Origin of the sequence: Lactobacillus sp. M0390, from assembly GCF_016102085.1 — a bacterium.
In the GTDB taxonomy this organism is placed as follows: Bacteria; Bacillota; Bacilli; order Lactobacillales; family Lactobacillaceae; genus Lactobacillus; species Lactobacillus apis.
Window position 1 is genome coordinate 203,866 of sequence record NZ_JACFPH010000002.1, and the last position, 18,627, is coordinate 222,492.

The window sequence follows — 18,627 nt, forward strand, 5'->3', positions numbered from 1 at the left end:
TATTAAAACACAAAGAGTTTCCTATTACTTGATTATTTGCGATTAATCTCCGGCTACAGTAATTTTACCAGCTAAGATATCAGCCCTAGATTTCTGAACTGCACTCCAAGCTTTTGATGATAAATTACCCTTTGTAACTGAAACGCCGTTACCCTTTAAAGAATAAACAAGGTGCTTGCCACCAGGGAACTTACCCTTAACTGCATCATCTGCTAAAGATTTAGTTGCAACATCCAAGCCCTTTAAAACAGAAGTTAAGGTAAAGTTGTCTTTTTTGCCATCTTTGTCTTTGTACTGTCCCATGTTTTCTTGGTCAACGTCGACACCAACTACCCAAACTTTTTGACTGGCAGCATGTGCTTGGTTGTGAGCTTTGGCTTCTTGGAAAACACCGTTACCAGCTGAACCAGCAGCTTGGAAGATAATATCGCACTTGTTTGCGTACATCGATTGTGCCATTGATTTCGCTTTATCTGTTGAGGTAAAGTTACCAACATATTGTGAGTCAACTGTTATCTTCTTGTGCATTGCCTTAGCGGCATCTGCAACACCTTGTTTAAAGCCGTTTTCAAAGCTTTCAATAATGGTTGACTTAGCCCCACCAACAAAACCGACTTTGTTAGTTTTAGTTGAGTAAGCAGCAGCTACACCACCAAGGTATGAAGCTTGGTTACTCTTAAAAGTTACCGAAGCAACATTCTTTTGTCCGGTGATTACATCATCGACAATTACAAAATTCTTCTTTGGATTTTTCTTAGCAGCTTCGCTAACCGAATCTTTTAATAAGTAGCCAATACCAAAAATAGTTTTGTAGCCTGATTTAGCCGCTTGGTTAAAGTTAGGCGTATAGTCTGTTGCGCTGTTTGACTGGAAGTATTGATAGCCACTTCCTTTTTTAAGACCTTGCTCTTTACCATAAGCTTTAAAGCCTTCCCATGCAGCTTGGTTGAAAGATTGGTCGTTTACACCGTTGCTATCAGTAATTAAGGCGATGCTATTCTTTTTACTTTCACCGGTTGAATTCTGTTTCTTTCCAGAACAACCGCTCATTAATAAAGTAATTGAAGCAGCCACAGTTCCTAATGACAAAAGTCTCGCAAGTTTTTTACCCATTGTTAGTTTTTATCCTCCACAAAAAATACGAACTTTTCATCTATTACTTTATTATAAAATACGTAAAAAGACAAGATAAATCTATTCGACTTTGCATATAAAAACTTTTGTTATTCTAAAATCGAACTATTTTGAAGGGTGAATTGGAACTTTGATTTCACCGTCAATAATTTGTTGACGTGCGTCACGTGAGTATTTCCAAGCCTTGTCTTCGATATGGCCGCGTGTAATGGAAACACCGTTTGTCTTCAAACCGTAAACTAATTCTTTACCGCCAGGGAACTTACCGTTATATGCACGGTTTGCAATATCGTGAGTAGCAACATTAACACCAGTGATTACTGAAGTTAATACAAAGTTGTCTTTCTTGCCATCCTTACTCTTGTAATTACCTAAATATGATTGGTCAACATCAACACCGATAACCCAAACCTTCTTATCAGCAGGACGGTTTTGGTTGATTGCTTTGGCTTCTTGGAAAAGACCATTACCAGCTAAACCAGAAGCGTGGAAGATAATGTCAGCTTTTTTAGCGTACATTGATTGTGCGATAGCTTTTTCCTTGTCAGCACTTGTAAAGTTACCAACATATTGATTTAGAAGTGTAACCTTCTTATTTAACTTCTTAGCTTGATCGTTAACACCTTTAGTAAAGCCAGCGTCAAACAAATCAATAATGTTACCGTGAGCTCCACCGATGAAACCAATGACACCTGTCTTAGTTTGAGTTGCTGCTGCAACACCGGCTAAGTATGAAGCTTGCTCACTCTTGAAGTTAGCTGAAGCAACGTTCTTTTGACCTTTGATTACTTCATCAACGATAACAAAGTTCTTCTTAGGGTCCTTTTTAGCTGCTGCACTAACAGCATCTTTCAGACTATAACCAATACCAAAAATTGTTTGGTATCCTGCTTTGCTAGCTTGGTCAAAGTTTGGCTCAAAGTCAGCTGCACTACTCGATTGGAAGTACTGATAGCCGTTCTTACCACGCTTTAAGTTATGGTCTTTACCGTATGCCTTAAATCCACGCCAAGCGGATTGGTTAAATGAATTATCATTAACACCCGCAGTATCAGTAATCAACGCGATTGAATGCTTTGCGCTATCAGTTGAGTTACCGCTTCCACCCTGCTTTTTACCCGAACATGCAGTAAGTGCAACACCAGCCGCAAATGTTACGGTAGCAAAGGATAGGATTTTCTTGATTTTAGTCTTCATAGTTATGTATGACCCCCATATAATTTCTAGTACTAGAATATCAATATTTAGTATTCGCGTCAAAGTCATAATACAACATAGAGTGTTGATGTAACAACCTTTTTGATTTTGTCAAATTAGCGCTTGGCTCTTAAACCATCGAGCTTTGTATATGACAAGGAAAATTTTTTGAACTTTTTTACTTGTGTTATGTTTATTAAAACTATCTTTTGAAAAAATGAGCTTTTAAGTTGTTCGCTATTAAAATAAATTAATGCACGCTAAAATGAATAATATAATGCGCAAATAAAAACCATCCGGTGAAACCGCATGGTTTTCATAATTTATTAGTATGGAGTGATTAAAGTGTTACATCGAGCAGTTTTCCAGTCAAAATTAGGTGACATGATCTTACTTAGTGATGAGAAGGCCTTACTAGGCTTATGGTTTGCGGATCAGAAATTTTTCGGTGCAAACTATCAGTTGAACCAAGCAGATGATGTTAAAAACATCCCACTTAAGCTAGCTCTTCGCTGGCTCAATGACTACTTTGCTGGTTTGAACCCTGATCCTTTCGTTATTCCAATTAGACCAGAAGTTACAGCATTTAGAAAAGCAGTTTATCATGAATTGCAAAAAGTCCCTTATGGCGAAACAACCACTTACGGTGAGCTCTCTGACAAACTACAAGCAAAACAAGCAATCAAAACCAATAAAGCGCGCGCCGTTGGCGGTGCAATTGGTCATAACCCAATCACACTAATCGTCCCATGTCATCGCGTAATTGGCAGTGACGGCTCATTGACTGGATACGCTGGTGGAATTGAACGTAAGAAGGCGTTACTGCAATTCGAACGCCAGAATTAGTTAAACATTCCACTCATCCATAAATTCTTGAACAAAAGCACGCATGAAATCAGTTCGTTTGTGTGCTTCTTTTTTGCCACCATCAGTATTCATTAAATCTTCTAATTGAAACAGCTTTTCATAAAAGTGATTAATAGTGGTTTCGGTGTGTTCACGATATTGATCATGGCTAACCAGTTTTTCAGGCTTAATCTTTGGATCATAAATCACATTCCCGTGAGCACCGCCATAGGTAAATGCGCGTGCAATTCCCATTGCACCCAAGCTCTCAATGCGATCAGCATCTTGAACATATTCACCAGAAACTGGTAATTGATAATGGTGTTCAATATTTTGTGAAAACGACATATGTTGAATGGTAAAAAGAATATCCTTTACTTCAAGCTCACTAAAGCCAACCTGTGGTAGCAAATGCTTAATTTGCTCGATAACTTGCTCAGGATCCGCACAGATCTTTTCATCAATCGTATCGTGTAAATACCCTGCTGTCTGAATAATCGCCACCATGCGGCTGTCTGCGTGTGCATCAGGATTATCCTGTAAATATAATTGGCTAGCTAAGTGGGCCACACGCTGACCATGATAAAAATCGTGACCCGTTTTTTCACCTTCTAATTGCTTTTGAACAAAATCGATTACCTTTGTTATTTCCATTTTAATCACTCCTTTTTTAGTCTTAAGCCGCTTCCCAGATTTGAACTGAGGACCTCCTCCTTACCACGGCGGTGCTCTACCTCCTGAGCTAAAGCGGCAAATTAATTTTAACAAAAAAGCACCCACCTTAGTTAGTGGATGCTAAATTTAATTATTTACTGTACGAACTTAACTGCTGTACCGTATGCAACTACTGACTGCATGTCACCGCCAATTGTACCTGAGTCAAAACGCATCATCACGATTGCATCGGCACCTTTTTCTTCAGCTTCTTGACGTAAACGTTCAAGAGCTTGCTCACGAGATGTTTGCAACATCTTAGTGTAACTACGGATTTCTCCACCCACCATTGATTTTAAGCCTGCGCCAAAATCCTTGAAAGCATTTTTAGATTGAGTGGTTAAGCCAAAGACTTCACCAATAATCTCATACTCTTTACCAGGGATATTTTCCGTAGTAGTAACTAATATTTCAGACATTTCTTTTCCTCCTAGAACGGGGTAATTTTATAGCAATAGGCAATTATTGCCTTAAATAGATTATGAATTATAGCCTGATATTTTGTCAAATATTGCTTAAAAAATATCATATTATTTGATAAATTCTAAAAGCTGTTGTGCTATTTCTGGTGGCATTAAATTAATCGTAGTGAGATCTTTTAAGGCAACCCAAGCTGGCTCATAGATATTTTTTGTGCTCGAGCGTTCTTTTTCTTCCCCACTAATTCGAGGTGCTTTAGTTTGCCCAGCTTGGGCTAAAAAGATAACCTCATTGTCAATTTCAAACAAGCGCTTAAGTTTTTCGGGTAACAACTTAATCTTTAATTCTTCATTGATTTCTCTAATTGCAGTTTCAATTGGCGTTTCCTGGTTTTCTGCACCGCCACCAGGAATTACCCAATAGTCGCGCTCGTTTTTCAGCCTGTGAATTAATAAAATAGCTTTTAATTCCGGATTATATAAGACAACTCGTGCTCTCATTTTTAGCACCCTTATTTTGAATCTCTACTATTTGACATCTACTTTTTTCACTTTATAAAAAAGTCTGATACATAATGTACCAGACTTTTATTCATATAACTAGTCTTTGATATTAACCAAAGTATATTTTCTCTTTCCTTTACGAACAATTACATACTTACCATCAAATGCTTTTGCTGGATCAACTTCAAAATCAACTGATTGTTCACGGTCACCATTAATGTAAATTGCACCGTTTTCAACGTCTTCACGTGCTTGACGCTTAGACGATTCGATTTTGGTATCAACTAAAAAGTCAACAATATTCTTAGCAGCCGATCCTGATTCTGCAGTTGGTGCGCTCTTTAATCCCTGCTCAATTTGCGTAACAGTTAAGTCTTTGACATTACCAGAGAATAGAGAGTCTGTAATCATTTCTGCTTCAGCCAATCCCTCTTCACCGTGAACAAACTTGGTTACTTCCTTAGCCAAAGTCTTCTGCGCGGTTCTCTTCCATGGCTCAGTCTTAACTTGTTCTGCTAGCTCATCAATTTCTTCATGACTTAGGAAAGTAAAGTACTTCAGGTACTTTACTACATCACGGTCGTCTTGGTTAATCCAGAATTGGTAGAACTCGTAAGGACTGGTCTTTTCTGGATCAAGCCAAATTGCTCCACCAGCTGATTTACCAAATTTAGTTCCATCAGCTTTAAGCATTAATGGAATAGTCAAACCAAATGCTTCACGATCAGATCCCATTAACTTATGAATAAGGTCAATTCCTGCTGTAATGTTGCCCCATTGATCACTACCACCGATTTGCATCTGTACACCGTGGTTTTTATTTAATTGGTAAAAATCAATTGCTTGCAAAATCTGGTATGAAAATTCAGTAAATGAAATCCCATTTTCCAAGCGACTGGCAACAACGTCCTTGTTAATCATGTTGTTTACTTGGAAGTGTTTACCGTAGTCACGTAAGAAGTCGATTAAACTTAACTTATCTAGCCATTCTGCGTTGTTAACAATTTCAAAGTTTTCAGTACCAAACAGCTTCTCCATTTGCTTAGTCAAAGCAATTTCATTTTGATGAAGCTTTTCAGCATCAAGTAAAACTCTTTCGGTACTACGGCCTGATGGGTCCCCAATTGTACCAGTACCACCACCAATAACAATTACTGGATGGTAACCAGCTAATTGGAATCTCTTTAAAATCATAAAGGGGATTAGGTGGCCAATGTGAAGTGAATCACCAGTTGGATCAGTACCACAATAGAGTGCTAAGTCATCATGTTCTTCTAAGTACTTAGCTAGCCCCTCTGCATCTGTCTGCTGGTTAATTGCTCCACGCCATTTTAAATCTTCTAAAATATTAAAGTTTGCCATCTTTTTCCTCCAATAAAAAAGTCCCCGGATTTCCTAAGAAATCCAGGGACGACTAAATTACTTTTTTAGCCGTGGTACCACCCACGTTTGCGCTTATTAGCGCCTCAAGTTTGGTTTTTAGCGGAACCACCCGATATGTATTTCGCGAAACTTCAGCCTGCCTAGCTTACACCAACCGCTAGTTCTCTGAACACTGAACTGAAGCGCTACTTAAAATATCTAAATGAATAATACTCATTTTTTTCTAATAAGTCAACACCAGATACTATTTGTAGAAGCCCTTAATTTGTAAACCATAAGCTTTACCAGCAGTCATATCATATTGGATAGTTTCATAATCAGCCAAGAGGTCTTGTTGTTCCTTGGTTAGGTACTGCGGTTCAATTACTTGTCCCTTACGTCCAATTAATTCATAACCCTTATCACCCTTGAAGTTAATTGTAATTGCAGGCAATTTCTTATGAACTTCAGTAAGGAGTGCTTGGTATGGTGTAACCTTTGAATCAGTCTGCTCAAGCATCATCGCAATAAAGTCACTTGAACTTACAAAATTGTTGGCCTTACGTGGTAAGTGCGTTTTGGCACCATGTTCACGGGCATACTTATTCGAGTAAATGAAGTAACGAGTTGAGTGCATTTCAACCGGATACTTAGCAGTGTAACTCTGCGAAATAATACTTGGATAGTGGTCACCGTAGAAGACTAATGTAATTGGTTTCTTAATCTTATCAATTTGACCAATAAATTGCTTAACTGCCTTATCAGTGTATTGCGTACCCTTAACATATGTTGCCATTTGTTCACGAACTGCTGGGGTATTGAATAGATCACCTGAGATCTTACCCATATATTCGTTGTGTGGATACCAATTGTTATATGGCATGTGGTTTTGAATTGAAATCAGATTGATGAACTGGCCATCTTTACGTGCGTTAATTTGCTGCAGTCCATTAGCATAAGTAGTAAAGTCAGAGTTATAGCCACTCTTACCAAGTTTCTTCTGATCAATAACTTTATACTTCGAACCAGTGTAGACAAACTTATCAAACTTAAAGCGACGATAGTCTTCACGTCTAGAGTAATATGTCCCAATAAATGGGTGAATAGCTGACTTGTAGTCAAAGTTCATTCCGATTGTTGGATAGAAACTGTAATTAGGAACAACCTGAACATATGGCGTCAAAGTAGACTTAAACAATCCCATGTTCAATCCCGTTAAGGTTTCCCATTCCATGTTAGCCGTACCACCACCGTAACCAGCACTAAGCATTGTACCGTATGAAGAGCGTGACTTCATTGATTCAATGAACTTAACTGGATTTGGTGCAGACTGTTCTATCTTAATGGTTGGGAAAGTATTCGGATCAACGAAACTTTCACTTAGGTTAAAGACAATTGTCTGGTCACTAAGTTTATTCTTTCTGTTTTTATTGATCTTGTTAGCAACTTTAGCATACTTATCATTCAACTGTTTGATAGTCGAAGCAGAGTAGCCTGTCGCTGGCTGATCCATGATTTGCAAGTCAATATAGTTTAAGAAATTCAGAACTGGTCCGTTAACCTGGATATCACGTTCTGGGTTTCTAAAGCGCTGTCTATTATCGAATCCACGATTAATGTGGTAAATAACTCCACCATCATGGTTGAAGCGGAATGGCGTCATGAATAACGCTAAACTCAATAGTGCCCAAATTCCACGTCGTTTCCATGAGCCGCGTTTCTTAATTGGAAACTTGATTTCTAAGAAAACATCCAGTGCAATCACGATTACAATTGCAACTAGGATAGCAATAACTGTTGTTTTACCAATCATTGGTAAAAGCGTCTTCCAATTGACGATTTCACTGATTTCAGTTGGATAAATTGGTTCACCACGAAGAAGCAGTTTAATCTTATTGGCAATGGCCCAACCAATTCCAATTAGGCTGACTAGCACATTGGATGTCCAATAACGTGTAGTCACAAAGTAGAAAATTGAGAATAACGCATCAAGGAAGATAGTTGTTAAAATAATGGCAAAGAACTTGGTGCCAAGTAAGTAAACAATCGCATTAATTGTCGCTGCAGTACTGATTTGGATTCTTAAGTTATCAGATTCAATTAAAAATGAACCAAAACTCAAAACATAGAACCAAGCCCAAGTCAGTAAGTTAACTCTGTTGGCAACAATAAATTTAGTGAATTTTGTCCAAGCCTTCTCACAAATTTTCGCTAAATTAGTTTCATGATCTAAGTACTTAACAATCTTAGTAACTGGCTTAAATTTAAATAGATACTTTTCCAGTACCATATCCAAAATTGCAGCAGCAAGCAGCATGACAACAATCATGATTAGCTTGTTAACAAAAGATGAGCCAGTGAAGCGGAAATCGTTCATGAACCTAGTCGAAATTGGCGCATCCATGAACATGATTACTGGGATAAAGTAACGCATTTGCTTCTCATTGAAGGTCATAATAACCTTTTTAAACAATAAGAATGCCGCTAAGACCATCAGGAGCATAAATGGTGAAGATGGATTGTTCAAAAATTCTCTGTTCCAGTCACCACCACCGTTGCCGGAAATGATTTGTGACCAGTAGACGGCATCAAAACCCGAAACACCGATTACAACAACAAAGAATGAAACAATCCCACTAAATAAAGCTAGACCAAAGAGCTTACCATTAACCTTAACTCCAGCTAAAAACATCCCCCATGCAAAGAACAAAATAAGGTATAAACCATAGAGTGAATATTGGAAGGATAAGTTTCCGGCACTCAAGGCAAAGCCAAGAAGACTTAATAAGCTAAGTACTAGTAAGTTTTGCTTTTTAGTCAGCTTATGTTGTAAGTCATAAATCCGTGGTTGTGCCAGTAAACTGAAAAACAAGCCAGAAAATAAAACTGAGGTACTGGTAATAATTGGGAACAACATTCCCCAAACACGCCACATATTAAAGCGTGCAGGTACCTTAATGAAAAATAGGACGTAATAAACAACTAGCGTAACGAAGGCCATCAGCCAATACTTAAAGCTTTCACTTACACTTTGTTTTTTCCTGCTATAAACTGCACCAAAAACCATTGGTACAATCATCATTGTTGCGTTATGCATCATGTTAGGCATAAAACGCACGAATGAGTAATGTGCTCTCGCAGCCACACCCTTCAAACTATACATTTGAATTAACATAAAGAGCGTTGCCACTAATATGCAAATCGCCTGCACGACTTTTAACGATTTTTTGTTTTTATTCATGTTTCTAGTATCTGTCCTCACTAAAAAATGATGCTATCAATCACTGCATTTTTATACCCAATTTTTTCTTAATTGAGTATAAAATATCTACTTTTTTCCCTTTTCCAGTAAAAAAGTCCCGTAAATCATATCTAAATTTAAAAGTCATGATCAAGGTAATAATTAATAATACAATGCCAGCTTCCCTGAGTTGAGTCAATTCGTAGAGACTAAATAATAAAATAAAAACTAACGGCGGAACCGTTAAGTTCTTAAGAATAATAGTCAAAACAAGTGCAATTAAAAGCGTTACTGCCGCAGCTTTAACATCATAAATAGCCGCTAAAATGACAGCAACTGTCACTCCTTTGCCACCTCGAAAATGATCCCAAAAAGGAAAACAGTGTCCTAAAATTAGTCCTAAACCTGCATAGGCCAACATTACCTTTTTTCCTAAAAAATAGTGTACAAGTAGTAAGCAAATTAGTGTTTTTAAAATATCACCAATGCAAGTAATTATACCCCATTTTTTACCAAAAACGGCACCAACGTTGGCGGTTCCTGGGTTCCCGGATCCAACTTTAGTTGGGTCTTGATGTAACCAAAAGCGACCCACTAGCATGGCAAATAAAATACATCCGAATGCATAGCCGATTAAAACGGCAAGCAGTCTCGTCATTAATCGTCACCTTCTTTTATTATTGTCCTTCATAATCACTAAAGATATTATAGTCCTGCGTTGCAAGATCAGTGAAATCAAAGCCGTGTTCCTTATTTCGCTTGTTTTGGTAAGTTTCATTATTATCAACCTTTTTGGGACTTAAGCCTAATTCAGCCCGAAGATAGTCAGAAATTCGTTGAAGCTCTTCAGTTGACTGAACTTGATAAGATGCACCATCAACCATTGCGTTATGCCCGTGAAGATAGTCATTTTTAACATTCTTAGTCGAACTGCGGTAATTAAAGGCAATCTCCTTCAATGAATCAAATGGTAAATTAGTTTTAACATTGCCAGAAATTGAAGTTAGAACCGAATCAAGCTGTGTCAATGTGTTTAATGAAACCGCCTTTTTAATAAGTGTCGTAATGACCTGTCTTTGCCGTTCCTGACGGCCATAGTCACCCTTAGGATCGTCGTAGCGCATCCGTGAATATGCAAGGGCACCGCCGCCACCCATATGAGTCAGCTGTCCTTTCTTGAAAACATAACCACCATATTCAAAGCTAAGTGTAGGTCTGACATTTATTCCACCTACATAGCGAATAAGACGCATGATACCTTTCATATTAACTAGGGCATAATATTTAATTGGTACATTAACAAGTTCAGAGACACTGTCCATTGCCATCTTAGCACCACCTATTGGATAGGCAGCATTGATTTTTTCGACTTGGAACTGCTCAGCACCAACCATTTGTGCCATTGTATCGCGGGGAACAGACACTAGTGAGTAGCGCTTTTTCTGCGGATTGACAACTGCAATAATAATCGTATCAGTATTGCCAATCTTCTCCTTACGATCAAGTGCTCCAGTATCGGTTCCCATTAGTAAGACGGCAAACTTTTTCTTACCATTAAATTCGCCGTTTTTTACTTGAACATGCGTATTATTATCATAGGTATTGTCTACCGCATTCTTCGTTTTAAAATAAACGTAAGACGAGTATGCAGCAACACCAGCAGCTATGAGAAAAATAAATCCACATAGCCATGCTATCAATTTCTTCTTTTTGTTGTAATCTTTTACATGTATTTCTACCCGACTCTTGTCCGGATGATTATGATTGTGATCCATATTCTCTTACTTACCTAATTTAAATACAATGAATACATTATAACAAAAAAACAAACCATCTGCGGTTTGTCTATATTATCTTATTAAAATCATTAATTATCTAGCTTAATGTCAAAGTTAGCGTGAATTCTTCATCACTATCACCTTCAAGTGTCGCTTTATCAAGTAAAGCAACAACTTGCTTGTCTTTTACATCTAAGTCAAAACTTGATGAAGCAAGTTTTAATTTAACTTCATCATTACTCAACTCAATTTCATTCACATTTCTATTTTTAACCCAGCCTTCGATAATCGGCAATGTGAACATCACTGAAAAAGGCATTTCTTTATGTGAATTATTTTTGAGGTAGTACTTAATATCGACCCGGTTACCTTCAAGAATATAGGTTAAGATCACTTCAAAATGATACGGAAACTTTTTATAACTTTCACTATCATCAATTAAGGCCAAACTGACCCGCGAGTCTCCCTTATCTACAACTGTCCAAGGCAATAGCTTCGCCCAATTTTCACCTTGGCCGTCGCCTAAAAAGGTAACTCCTAATTTCTTTTGCATGTCGCCATCTTTGAAATAATCAATTTGATCATGTTGGGATACAAAATTAACTAACTTTGCATCCTTTTCATCAACAGCAGCACGCAAAATAGAACTTTCTATTGTTTGCATAGCTTACTCCAAACTTTCTCCCTTATAGAAAATAGCATGTAACTGACACTAATGTCAATTCGAGCTTAAAATCCCGCTTTTTAGCTAAGTTTAACTGAGAAATTCAATGTGCAAGGATTATACTACAAAACTAATATCAGTTATATTAAAAAGATTGGTTAGGCTTTTACTGCAAGCGCTCAACCACCTTTATCAACTGATTTTTTTGAAAAAATCCGCCTAAATTATTAGCAAATTTCGTTATAATATACTATAATACTATTGTTCCCGAGAATATAATTAGTTTTTGGAACAAGTTAATAAGAAAGAGCACCTCAAGCAACTGGGGTGCTTTTTTGTTATATCTCGTAATTCATCCGATCATGGGATGCTTCTGTCAAATCTGCGGAAACTGGTGCAACAAAGGATCCATCATCAGGAAGCTCTATTTCACTTGTTTTACTGCATTTTGGCAAATCTACCTTATTATATAGTCTGCTTGCCAAAGTATCAGCAGCCATTTTCATCGCTTCTCGAAGACCTTCACCTTCTGTGATACCACCTTTGATATCTGGAAAGTGAATCACATATACATCATTTTCTAGCGGCTTAAAAATTGCCGGATACGTAACAATTCGATGATCCATTTACCCAACCTCCCTATCGTTTAGTTATAGTTCATAGCTTTTCCTTTAATACCATCATATACCCAAAAACAGCGAAATAAGAAAAAATTATGAAATTTTTATTTATTCCTTTGTTTTATATTGGCTATTTTCCTCAATTAGAACATTGTTAAATAAGGCTTTCACAGTGTTTTTTTGCTTAATGTACAAAGAAAAACGTTATTGCTAATAATGCAATAACGTTTTCTAGTTTTATTTTAATAATAGATTACTTAGCTGCTTTTTCGTCTTTTTTAAATAGACGCCAGCCACTTAAAACAACAGTTATTAAACAAATAATCATTGAAATAATAAATACAACATGCATACCATAAATAAAAATTTCTGGTTGCTTAGGTAGGTATTCAGTCACACGTGCACCCTTTGCATGGCTCATTGCCGCAAACAAGATTGTCGTAGCACTTGAAATACCGATTACCATCCCGAGGTTACGTGATAGCGAGTTAATACTGCCGGCAACACCAAGATCCTTCTGTTCTACAGAACTCATTACTAAAGAGTTATTTGGTGAACTGAAAATACCACTACCAAGTCCCATAATTGCGATACTAATAATAAATAGCCAGATTGATGAGTGCAGATTGCATAGTGAGTAACCAATTTGACTAACTAATAGTAATACTAAACCAATAAAAGTAATCAATTTTGGTCCAATTTTATCTGAAAGTGTACCCGCAACTGGAGCAGCAAATAATTGAACTACAGGTAAAATCATTAAGATAATACCAGCTTGACTTGGTGCCAAGTGTAACGCATTTTCTAAATAGAAAGGCGTTACTACATTAAAGAAGAAGTTTGTAATGAAGATTAACAATGCACATAACAAACTAACTGAAAAGTCTGGATTTTTGAACAGATTGAATTGTAATAATGGATTAGTTGTGTGATTTTCAGTATAGACAAACCAAATGAAACTAATTAGCCCAATTATTAACATTGCTAGAACCGGTACAGAAGTAAAACCTAATTGTTGGCCTAAGAAGACACCACCGAATAAAGTAATCATCCCTAATGCAAAGCCAAATGAGCCCTTCTTGTCCAATGCTGCATTGGTAAAAGTAATATCTTTTGGTAGGAAAATTGCGCCAATAATTGCAGCAATAATCCCAACAGGAACATTCAACCAGAAAATGTATGACCATGACAAGTGACTCAAAATTAAGCCACCCAAGCCAGGACCAGCAATTGAACCTAAGGCAACAAATGAACCAATTGTTCCTAGCGCTTTTCCGCGTTCAGTTGATGGGAAAATTTCAGTAATAATTCCATTATTGGTTGCCATTGTCATTGCGGCACCAAACGCCTGAATTGCACGTGAAACTAACAAAAATACCAGATTAACTCTAAATCCCGATAAAAGTGAACCAGCAATAAAGAAGATGGCACCTAGACGGAAGATTTTAATTTTTCCGTGAAGATCACTCAATTTACCGAAGAATAGAATAAAACTACAAACAACAATTAAATATAATGAAACAACCCATTCGGACTGACTCATCGAAATGTTCAAATTTTTACTAATAACTGGTAAAGCGATATTAACAATCGTTCCATCTAGAGTTGACATGAAGGTAAACAAACCGACTGCCACTAAGATCCACCATCTATTTTTTTGCACTTTTTCGTCAGTCTGATAACTCAAAGCTTGTGTCATTTTTACAGATCCTCTCAATTTTTGAAATTTAGTTAGGTACCTTAATTAGTTAAATTATACTCTTATTTTCTTTTGTGCCAAGTAGAAAAATAAGTTAATTTCACTTTTTATCTAGATTTATTTAAGTTTGCATAATAGCACTCCCTATCTAGCTTTCACTAATTTTTCATCAAGTCAGCTTCTCTGTATTACTTAGCATTCAGCATTGACATCCAACTACCACTAGATTAGACTCTTTTATATTAAATATTAATTAACTAACTATAGTTATTTTAATATTGCATTAACAAAACAGAGTCTATTTTAGAAAGAAGGCAATTATGGCAGCTAAGAACACCACAAATGAAGACATTTATGATGACTATTCAACACAGCGTTTTCCTAAAGAAAAACGCGATCCCATGTGGAAAGTTTTGATGGTCCAAATTGGAGGCTTCGTCGCTTTAAGTCAGTTTATGCTTGGGGCCGAACTAGGTTATGGAATGAATTTCCGTGACGCTGTTTTATCTACTATATTAGGTAGTGTAATTCTACAATTTATTTCTTTCGGCTTAGGGTTAGCCGGTCAAAGAGAAGGTTTACCCACAAGTCTTCTTTCTAAATGGGCCGGCTTTGGCACAATTGGCTCTGCCATTGTTGGCCTAACTTTTGCAATTAGTTTGATTGGTTGGTTTGGAATTCAAAACTCAGTTTTTGCACAAGGTGTAGTTGAAATCATGCATTCTATCACCCACGGCAATATTAGCTATCAGTTAGTTGCCACAATCACCGGATTATTAGTTACTTTTTCAGTTATCTTTGGCTTTAAAGGCTTAAGTTGGACAACTAATATTTCTATTCCAGCCTTTATTGTTGTAATGGGCGTGGCCACATACAACATGTTAAAGGGCAACGATTTGCATCATTTAATTACTATGGCTGCTCCTGGCGCTGCGATGGGCATGGGTGCCGGCATTACGATGGTTACCGGTAACTTCATTGTTGGTGCGATTATTATGCCGGATATTACACGTCGAACTAAAAATGGACGCGATGTCTTTTGGGTTTGTGTAATCGGAACAATTGTCGGCGAATTAGGTGTTAATGTCATTGGTGTACTGATGGCCCATGCAATTGGTTCAAAAGAAATTATGCCAATTATTTATCAATTAACTGGAGCACTTGGAATTGCCCTAATCGTTTTATCATCGGTTAAGGTTAATGATATGAACCTGTACTCAGCCAGCCTGAATGTTGTTAACTTCTTCCGGCAGGTATTCAGTGTTAACCTGAATCGTTCTGTTATGACTGTTATTACAGGAATTTTGGGTACAATTCTTTCAGTAGTCGGTTTAATTGATAAGTTCCAAGGCTTCTTAACTATTCTAGGGGTTGTTTTCCCACCAATTGCAGCAATTATGTTTGTTGACTACTGGATTTTAAAAACAGACCGGCAAAAACTTGATGACAGTCGTGCAAAAGGCGAATTACCTCAAACATCCTCTAAACTGCCACTAATGACCGTTATCGCTTGGGTTGCTGGAATCTTGGTTGGTCAGTTTGTAACTTGGGGCGTTCAGTCACTTAACGTTTTGATTTCTTCAGGAGTTGTCTACTATTTAGGCAGTTTATTAGTTAGAAAAGTGGATCAACGTAGATTAAGAGATAGAGAAATTGAGGAGTAAATTTTGAGTAGAGAAATAGGAATTAAAGATATTAAGCAAATTGCCATTGGAGCTGCATTACTTGGCTCTGGTGGTGGCGGTAATCCTTTCATTGGTGAATTGATGGCAATTTCCGCAGTTAAAAAACATGGTCCAGTGACGTTACTCGAACCTGATGAATTTCCAGATGATGAGTTATTTGTCTCCGCATCAAACATTGGTGCGCCAGCAGTCTCAATGGAAAAGTTTCCTAACGGTAATGAATTCGTTAATGCCTTCAAAATTTTCGAACAATACTATGGTAGAAAAATTTACGGCACCTTTCCGGTTGAAGCTGGTGGAATTAACTCAATGATGCCAATTGTCGCTGCTGCAAAGATGCACTTGCCAATTGCAGATGCAGATGGGATGGGCCGTGCCTTTCCTGAATTACAAATGTCTACTTTTGTTTTAGCAGGACATTCTGTAACGCCAATGGTTCTATCGGATGAACGTGGCAACACCTCTCTGATTAATACACCAGATTCTTTTTGGGCAGAAAAAATTGGACGTGATTTTACCGTTCAAGTAGGTGCTACCTCATCCAGTGCCAGTGATTCATTGACTGGTAAGCAGCTTCGCGAGGCTGGTGTTTTAAATATTGTTGCGCTTAGTCAGAAAATTGGTGAATTAATTCAACATGCTAATGATTATGACTCTGTGGCTAGTGCTCTTGAGGAATTGCTCAAATTAACTCATGGCTACAAGCTAATGACTGCAAAGATTACTGACATTTCTCATGTTACTAAAGGCGGTTTTAACTTTGGCGAAATCACTTTAAGTGGGCTCAATGAAAATGAAGGGCAAACTGGTAAAATTTCTTTCCAAAACGAAAACATTATTATGCAGCTTGATGATCAAATCTTGGCAACTGTTCCCGACTTAATCACAATGGTTGACGTAGACACTCTACAGCCAATTACAAATGAAGAGGTTCGTTACGGTAAACGAATCATGGTGCTTGGCTTACCTGCTAACGACAAATGGCGCACTGATGCCGGAATTGAATTGGTGGGGCCGCGCTACTTCAAATATGATGTTGACTACATTCCAATTGAAAAACGTTGTCAAGAATACAAAAGTCAGCGGGAGGAAAAATAAGTGTATAAATTAGGAATCGATGTTGGTGGTACTAATACAGATGCAGCTATTTTAGACGAAAACCTTAATGTAATTGTTTCTACTAAGACGCATACTACTAAAGATGTAGAAACGGGAATTAAAAATGCAATTCATGCAGTAGTAAATGAAAAAGATATTGATGTTAATCAAATTACTCAGGCTATGCTTGGAACAACGCAAGCCACCAATGCGATTGTCGAACGCAAAAACTTGGGTAAAGTCGGTATCCTGCGAATCGGTTATCCAGCAACTGCTTCAATCTTGCCATATACTGAATGGCCCGAAGACATTGCTGCTATCCTTTCAAATCGTTACGCATTAATTCATGGCGGCTATGAATTTAATGGCGACCCAATCGTGCCATTTTCAGAACAAGAAGTGAAAGAAAAATTAACTGAGTGGAAAGGTGAGATTGATGGTCTAGCAGTTGTTGGTGTCTTTTCTTCAATTAACGATGACCAGGAAAAACGAGTAGCTGAATTGGCTCATGAAATTTTGGGCGCTGACTTCCCTGTCTCTACTTCATCATCAATTGGCTCCATTGGCTTAATTGGACGCGAAAATGCCACTATTTTAAATGCTGCATTAAATAAGGTAATTAAAAATGTTACTAATGGCTTTTCAAATGCTTTAGCAAAGGAAAATATCACTAAGGCACAAGAATACTTATGTCAAAATGATGGTACATTGATGTCACTAGAATATGCTGCCAAATATCCAATTTTGACAATCGGTAGTGGTCCGACTAATAGTATTAGAGGAGCAGCTTACTTATCCAAGAGTAAAAATGCATTAACCGTTGACATTGGAGGCACTACCTCTGATATTGGTGTCCTAACCAACGGTTTTCCTCGTGAATCATCTAAAGCAGTTACTGTTGGTGGAGTAAGAACCAACTTTAGAATGCCAGATGTTCTATCAGTTGGCTTAGGCGGTGGAACGATCGTCCGAGTTAAAGATGACGGCTCTGTAGCAATTGGGCCTGATAGTGTTGGTTATGCGATTACAGAAAAGGCACTTGTTTTCGGTGGGGACACTTTAACGACTACCGATATTGCTGTCCGCCTTGGTTTATGCCAAGTTGGTGATCCAAAGCTAGTTGAATCAATTGATGAAGGCATTGCACAAGAAGCAATGGCTAAAATTGCCGAAATCTTAGAAGATGGTATCGATCAAATGAAAACCAGTGCTGAAGATGTTGACGTCATTTTAGTCGGTGGTGGTGCAGTTATTGCACCAACCAAGCTCAAGGGCGTTAAGCAAATCATTAAAAACGAATTTGGCGGTGTTGCTAACGCAATCGGTGCAACAATTGCCAATATCGGTGGTGAATATGAAAAAGTTTACCAATATGTTGAAGTTAAACGTTCAGATGCATTAGCAGATGTAGAAAAGCAAGCTGCACAACAAGCAATCATGGCGGGAGCAAATCCAGACACGATCAAAGTCGTTGAGGTTACGGAAGTCCCACTTGCCTATGCTCCAGGTGAAACAACCAGAGTAAAAACCAAGGTTGTCGGTGAAATAGCTTAACTTCTTAATAAGTAAATTAATTATCTCTAAAATCCTTAAATACTAAATATGCCAAAAACTGGATGCGAATTTGAAGCATCCAGTTTTTTATTATCGAGTAAATAAAAAGCAT

At 37.6% G+C, this 18,627-nt stretch carries 16 protein-coding genes and 1 tRNA gene; 4 read left to right on the forward strand and 13 right to left on the reverse strand.

The window, feature by feature from the left end; translation table 11 throughout:
• Positions 1–42 precede the first annotated feature (42 nt).
• Positions 43–1,113: a BMP family protein gene (locus H3R25_RS05030; RefSeq protein WP_198187801.1), complete on the reverse strand. Its 1,071-nt coding sequence runs from the start codon at positions 1,111–1,113 to the stop codon at positions 43–45.
• 126 nt (positions 1,114–1,239) lie between these two features.
• Positions 1,240–2,331 carry a BMP family protein gene (locus H3R25_RS05035; protein WP_046307744.1) on the reverse strand — a complete coding sequence of 364 codons (1,092 nt, stop codon included), beginning with the start codon at positions 2,329–2,331 and terminating at the stop codon, positions 1,240–1,242.
• A gap of 345 nt (positions 2,332–2,676) precedes the next feature.
• Between H3R25_RS05035 and H3R25_RS05040 the strand changes: the two genes are divergently transcribed.
• Positions 2,677–3,177: a methylated-DNA--[protein]-cysteine S-methyltransferase gene (locus tag H3R25_RS05040; protein WP_370567429.1), complete on the forward strand. Its 501-nt coding sequence runs from the start codon at positions 2,677–2,679 to the stop codon at positions 3,175–3,177.
• Here H3R25_RS05040 and H3R25_RS05045 read toward each other — a convergent pair whose 3' ends face one another.
• From H3R25_RS05045 to H3R25_RS05095, 11 genes are all read right to left on the reverse strand, one after another.
• Complete coding sequence (locus H3R25_RS05045) at positions 3,178–3,831, reverse strand: HD domain-containing protein (protein WP_198187804.1); 654 nt, start codon at positions 3,829–3,831, stop codon at positions 3,178–3,180.
• A 25-nt stretch (positions 3,832–3,856) separates the two neighbouring features.
• A tRNA-Thr gene (locus H3R25_RS05050) sits at positions 3,857–3,929 on the reverse strand.
• Positions 3,930–3,986: 57 nt separating this feature from the next.
• Positions 3,987–4,310 carry a heavy metal-binding domain-containing protein gene (locus tag H3R25_RS05055; RefSeq protein ID WP_046307748.1) on the reverse strand — a complete coding sequence of 108 codons (324 nt, stop codon included), beginning with the start codon at positions 4,308–4,310 and terminating at the stop codon, positions 3,987–3,989.
• 111 nt (positions 4,311–4,421) lie between these two features.
• On the reverse strand, positions 4,422–4,811 hold the full coding sequence (locus tag H3R25_RS05060) for an NUDIX domain-containing protein (protein ID WP_198194473.1): 390 nt from the start codon (positions 4,809–4,811) through the stop codon (positions 4,422–4,424).
• Positions 4,812–4,910: 99 nt separating this feature from the next.
• A complete protein-coding gene (gene tyrS / locus H3R25_RS05065) occupies positions 4,911–6,176 on the reverse strand; it encodes a tyrosine--tRNA ligase (protein WP_187158356.1) in 1,266 nt (421 codons plus the stop codon).
• Positions 6,177–6,441: 265 nt separating this feature from the next.
• A complete protein-coding gene (locus H3R25_RS05070) occupies positions 6,442–9,417 on the reverse strand; it encodes an alkaline phosphatase family protein (protein ID WP_198194474.1) in 2,976 nt (991 codons plus the stop codon).
• A gap of 40 nt (positions 9,418–9,457) precedes the next feature.
• The gene (locus tag H3R25_RS05075; RefSeq protein WP_198194475.1) at positions 9,458–10,075 is read right to left on the reverse strand and encodes a glycerol-3-phosphate acyltransferase; all 618 of its coding nucleotides are present in this window, start codon (positions 10,073–10,075) and stop codon (positions 9,458–9,460) included.
• 19 nt (positions 10,076–10,094) lie between these two features.
• Complete coding sequence (locus tag H3R25_RS05080; RefSeq protein WP_198194476.1) at positions 10,095–11,192, reverse strand: LCP family protein; 1,098 nt, start codon at positions 11,190–11,192, stop codon at positions 10,095–10,097.
• A 100-nt stretch (positions 11,193–11,292) separates the two neighbouring features.
• On the reverse strand, positions 11,293–11,859 hold the full coding sequence (locus H3R25_RS05085) for an aldose epimerase (protein WP_198194477.1): 567 nt from the start codon (positions 11,857–11,859) through the stop codon (positions 11,293–11,295).
• 338 nt (positions 11,860–12,197) lie between these two features.
• The gene (locus H3R25_RS05090; RefSeq protein WP_198194478.1) at positions 12,198–12,485 is read right to left on the reverse strand and encodes a type II toxin-antitoxin system HicB family antitoxin; all 288 of its coding nucleotides are present in this window, start codon (positions 12,483–12,485) and stop codon (positions 12,198–12,200) included.
• A gap of 247 nt (positions 12,486–12,732) precedes the next feature.
• On the reverse strand, positions 12,733–14,178 hold the full coding sequence (locus H3R25_RS05095; protein WP_198194479.1) for an MFS transporter: 1,446 nt from the start codon (positions 14,176–14,178) through the stop codon (positions 12,733–12,735).
• Between the two features lie 320 nt (positions 14,179–14,498).
• Between H3R25_RS05095 and H3R25_RS05100 the strand changes: the two genes are divergently transcribed.
• The 3 genes from H3R25_RS05100 to H3R25_RS05110 are packed head-to-tail and all read left to right on the forward strand — an operon-like array spanning position 14,499 to position 18,515.
• Positions 14,499–15,842 carry a cytosine permease gene (locus H3R25_RS05100; protein ID WP_198194480.1) on the forward strand — a complete coding sequence of 448 codons (1,344 nt, stop codon included), beginning with the start codon at positions 14,499–14,501 and terminating at the stop codon, positions 15,840–15,842.
• 3 nt (positions 15,843–15,845) lie between these two features.
• Positions 15,846–16,961 carry a DUF917 domain-containing protein gene (locus H3R25_RS05105; protein WP_198194481.1) on the forward strand — a complete coding sequence of 372 codons (1,116 nt, stop codon included), beginning with the start codon at positions 15,846–15,848 and terminating at the stop codon, positions 16,959–16,961.
• Positions 16,962–18,515 carry a hydantoinase/oxoprolinase family protein gene (locus tag H3R25_RS05110; protein ID WP_198194482.1) on the forward strand — a complete coding sequence of 518 codons (1,554 nt, stop codon included), beginning with the start codon at positions 16,962–16,964 and terminating at the stop codon, positions 18,513–18,515.
• Positions 18,516–18,627 lie beyond the last annotated feature (112 nt).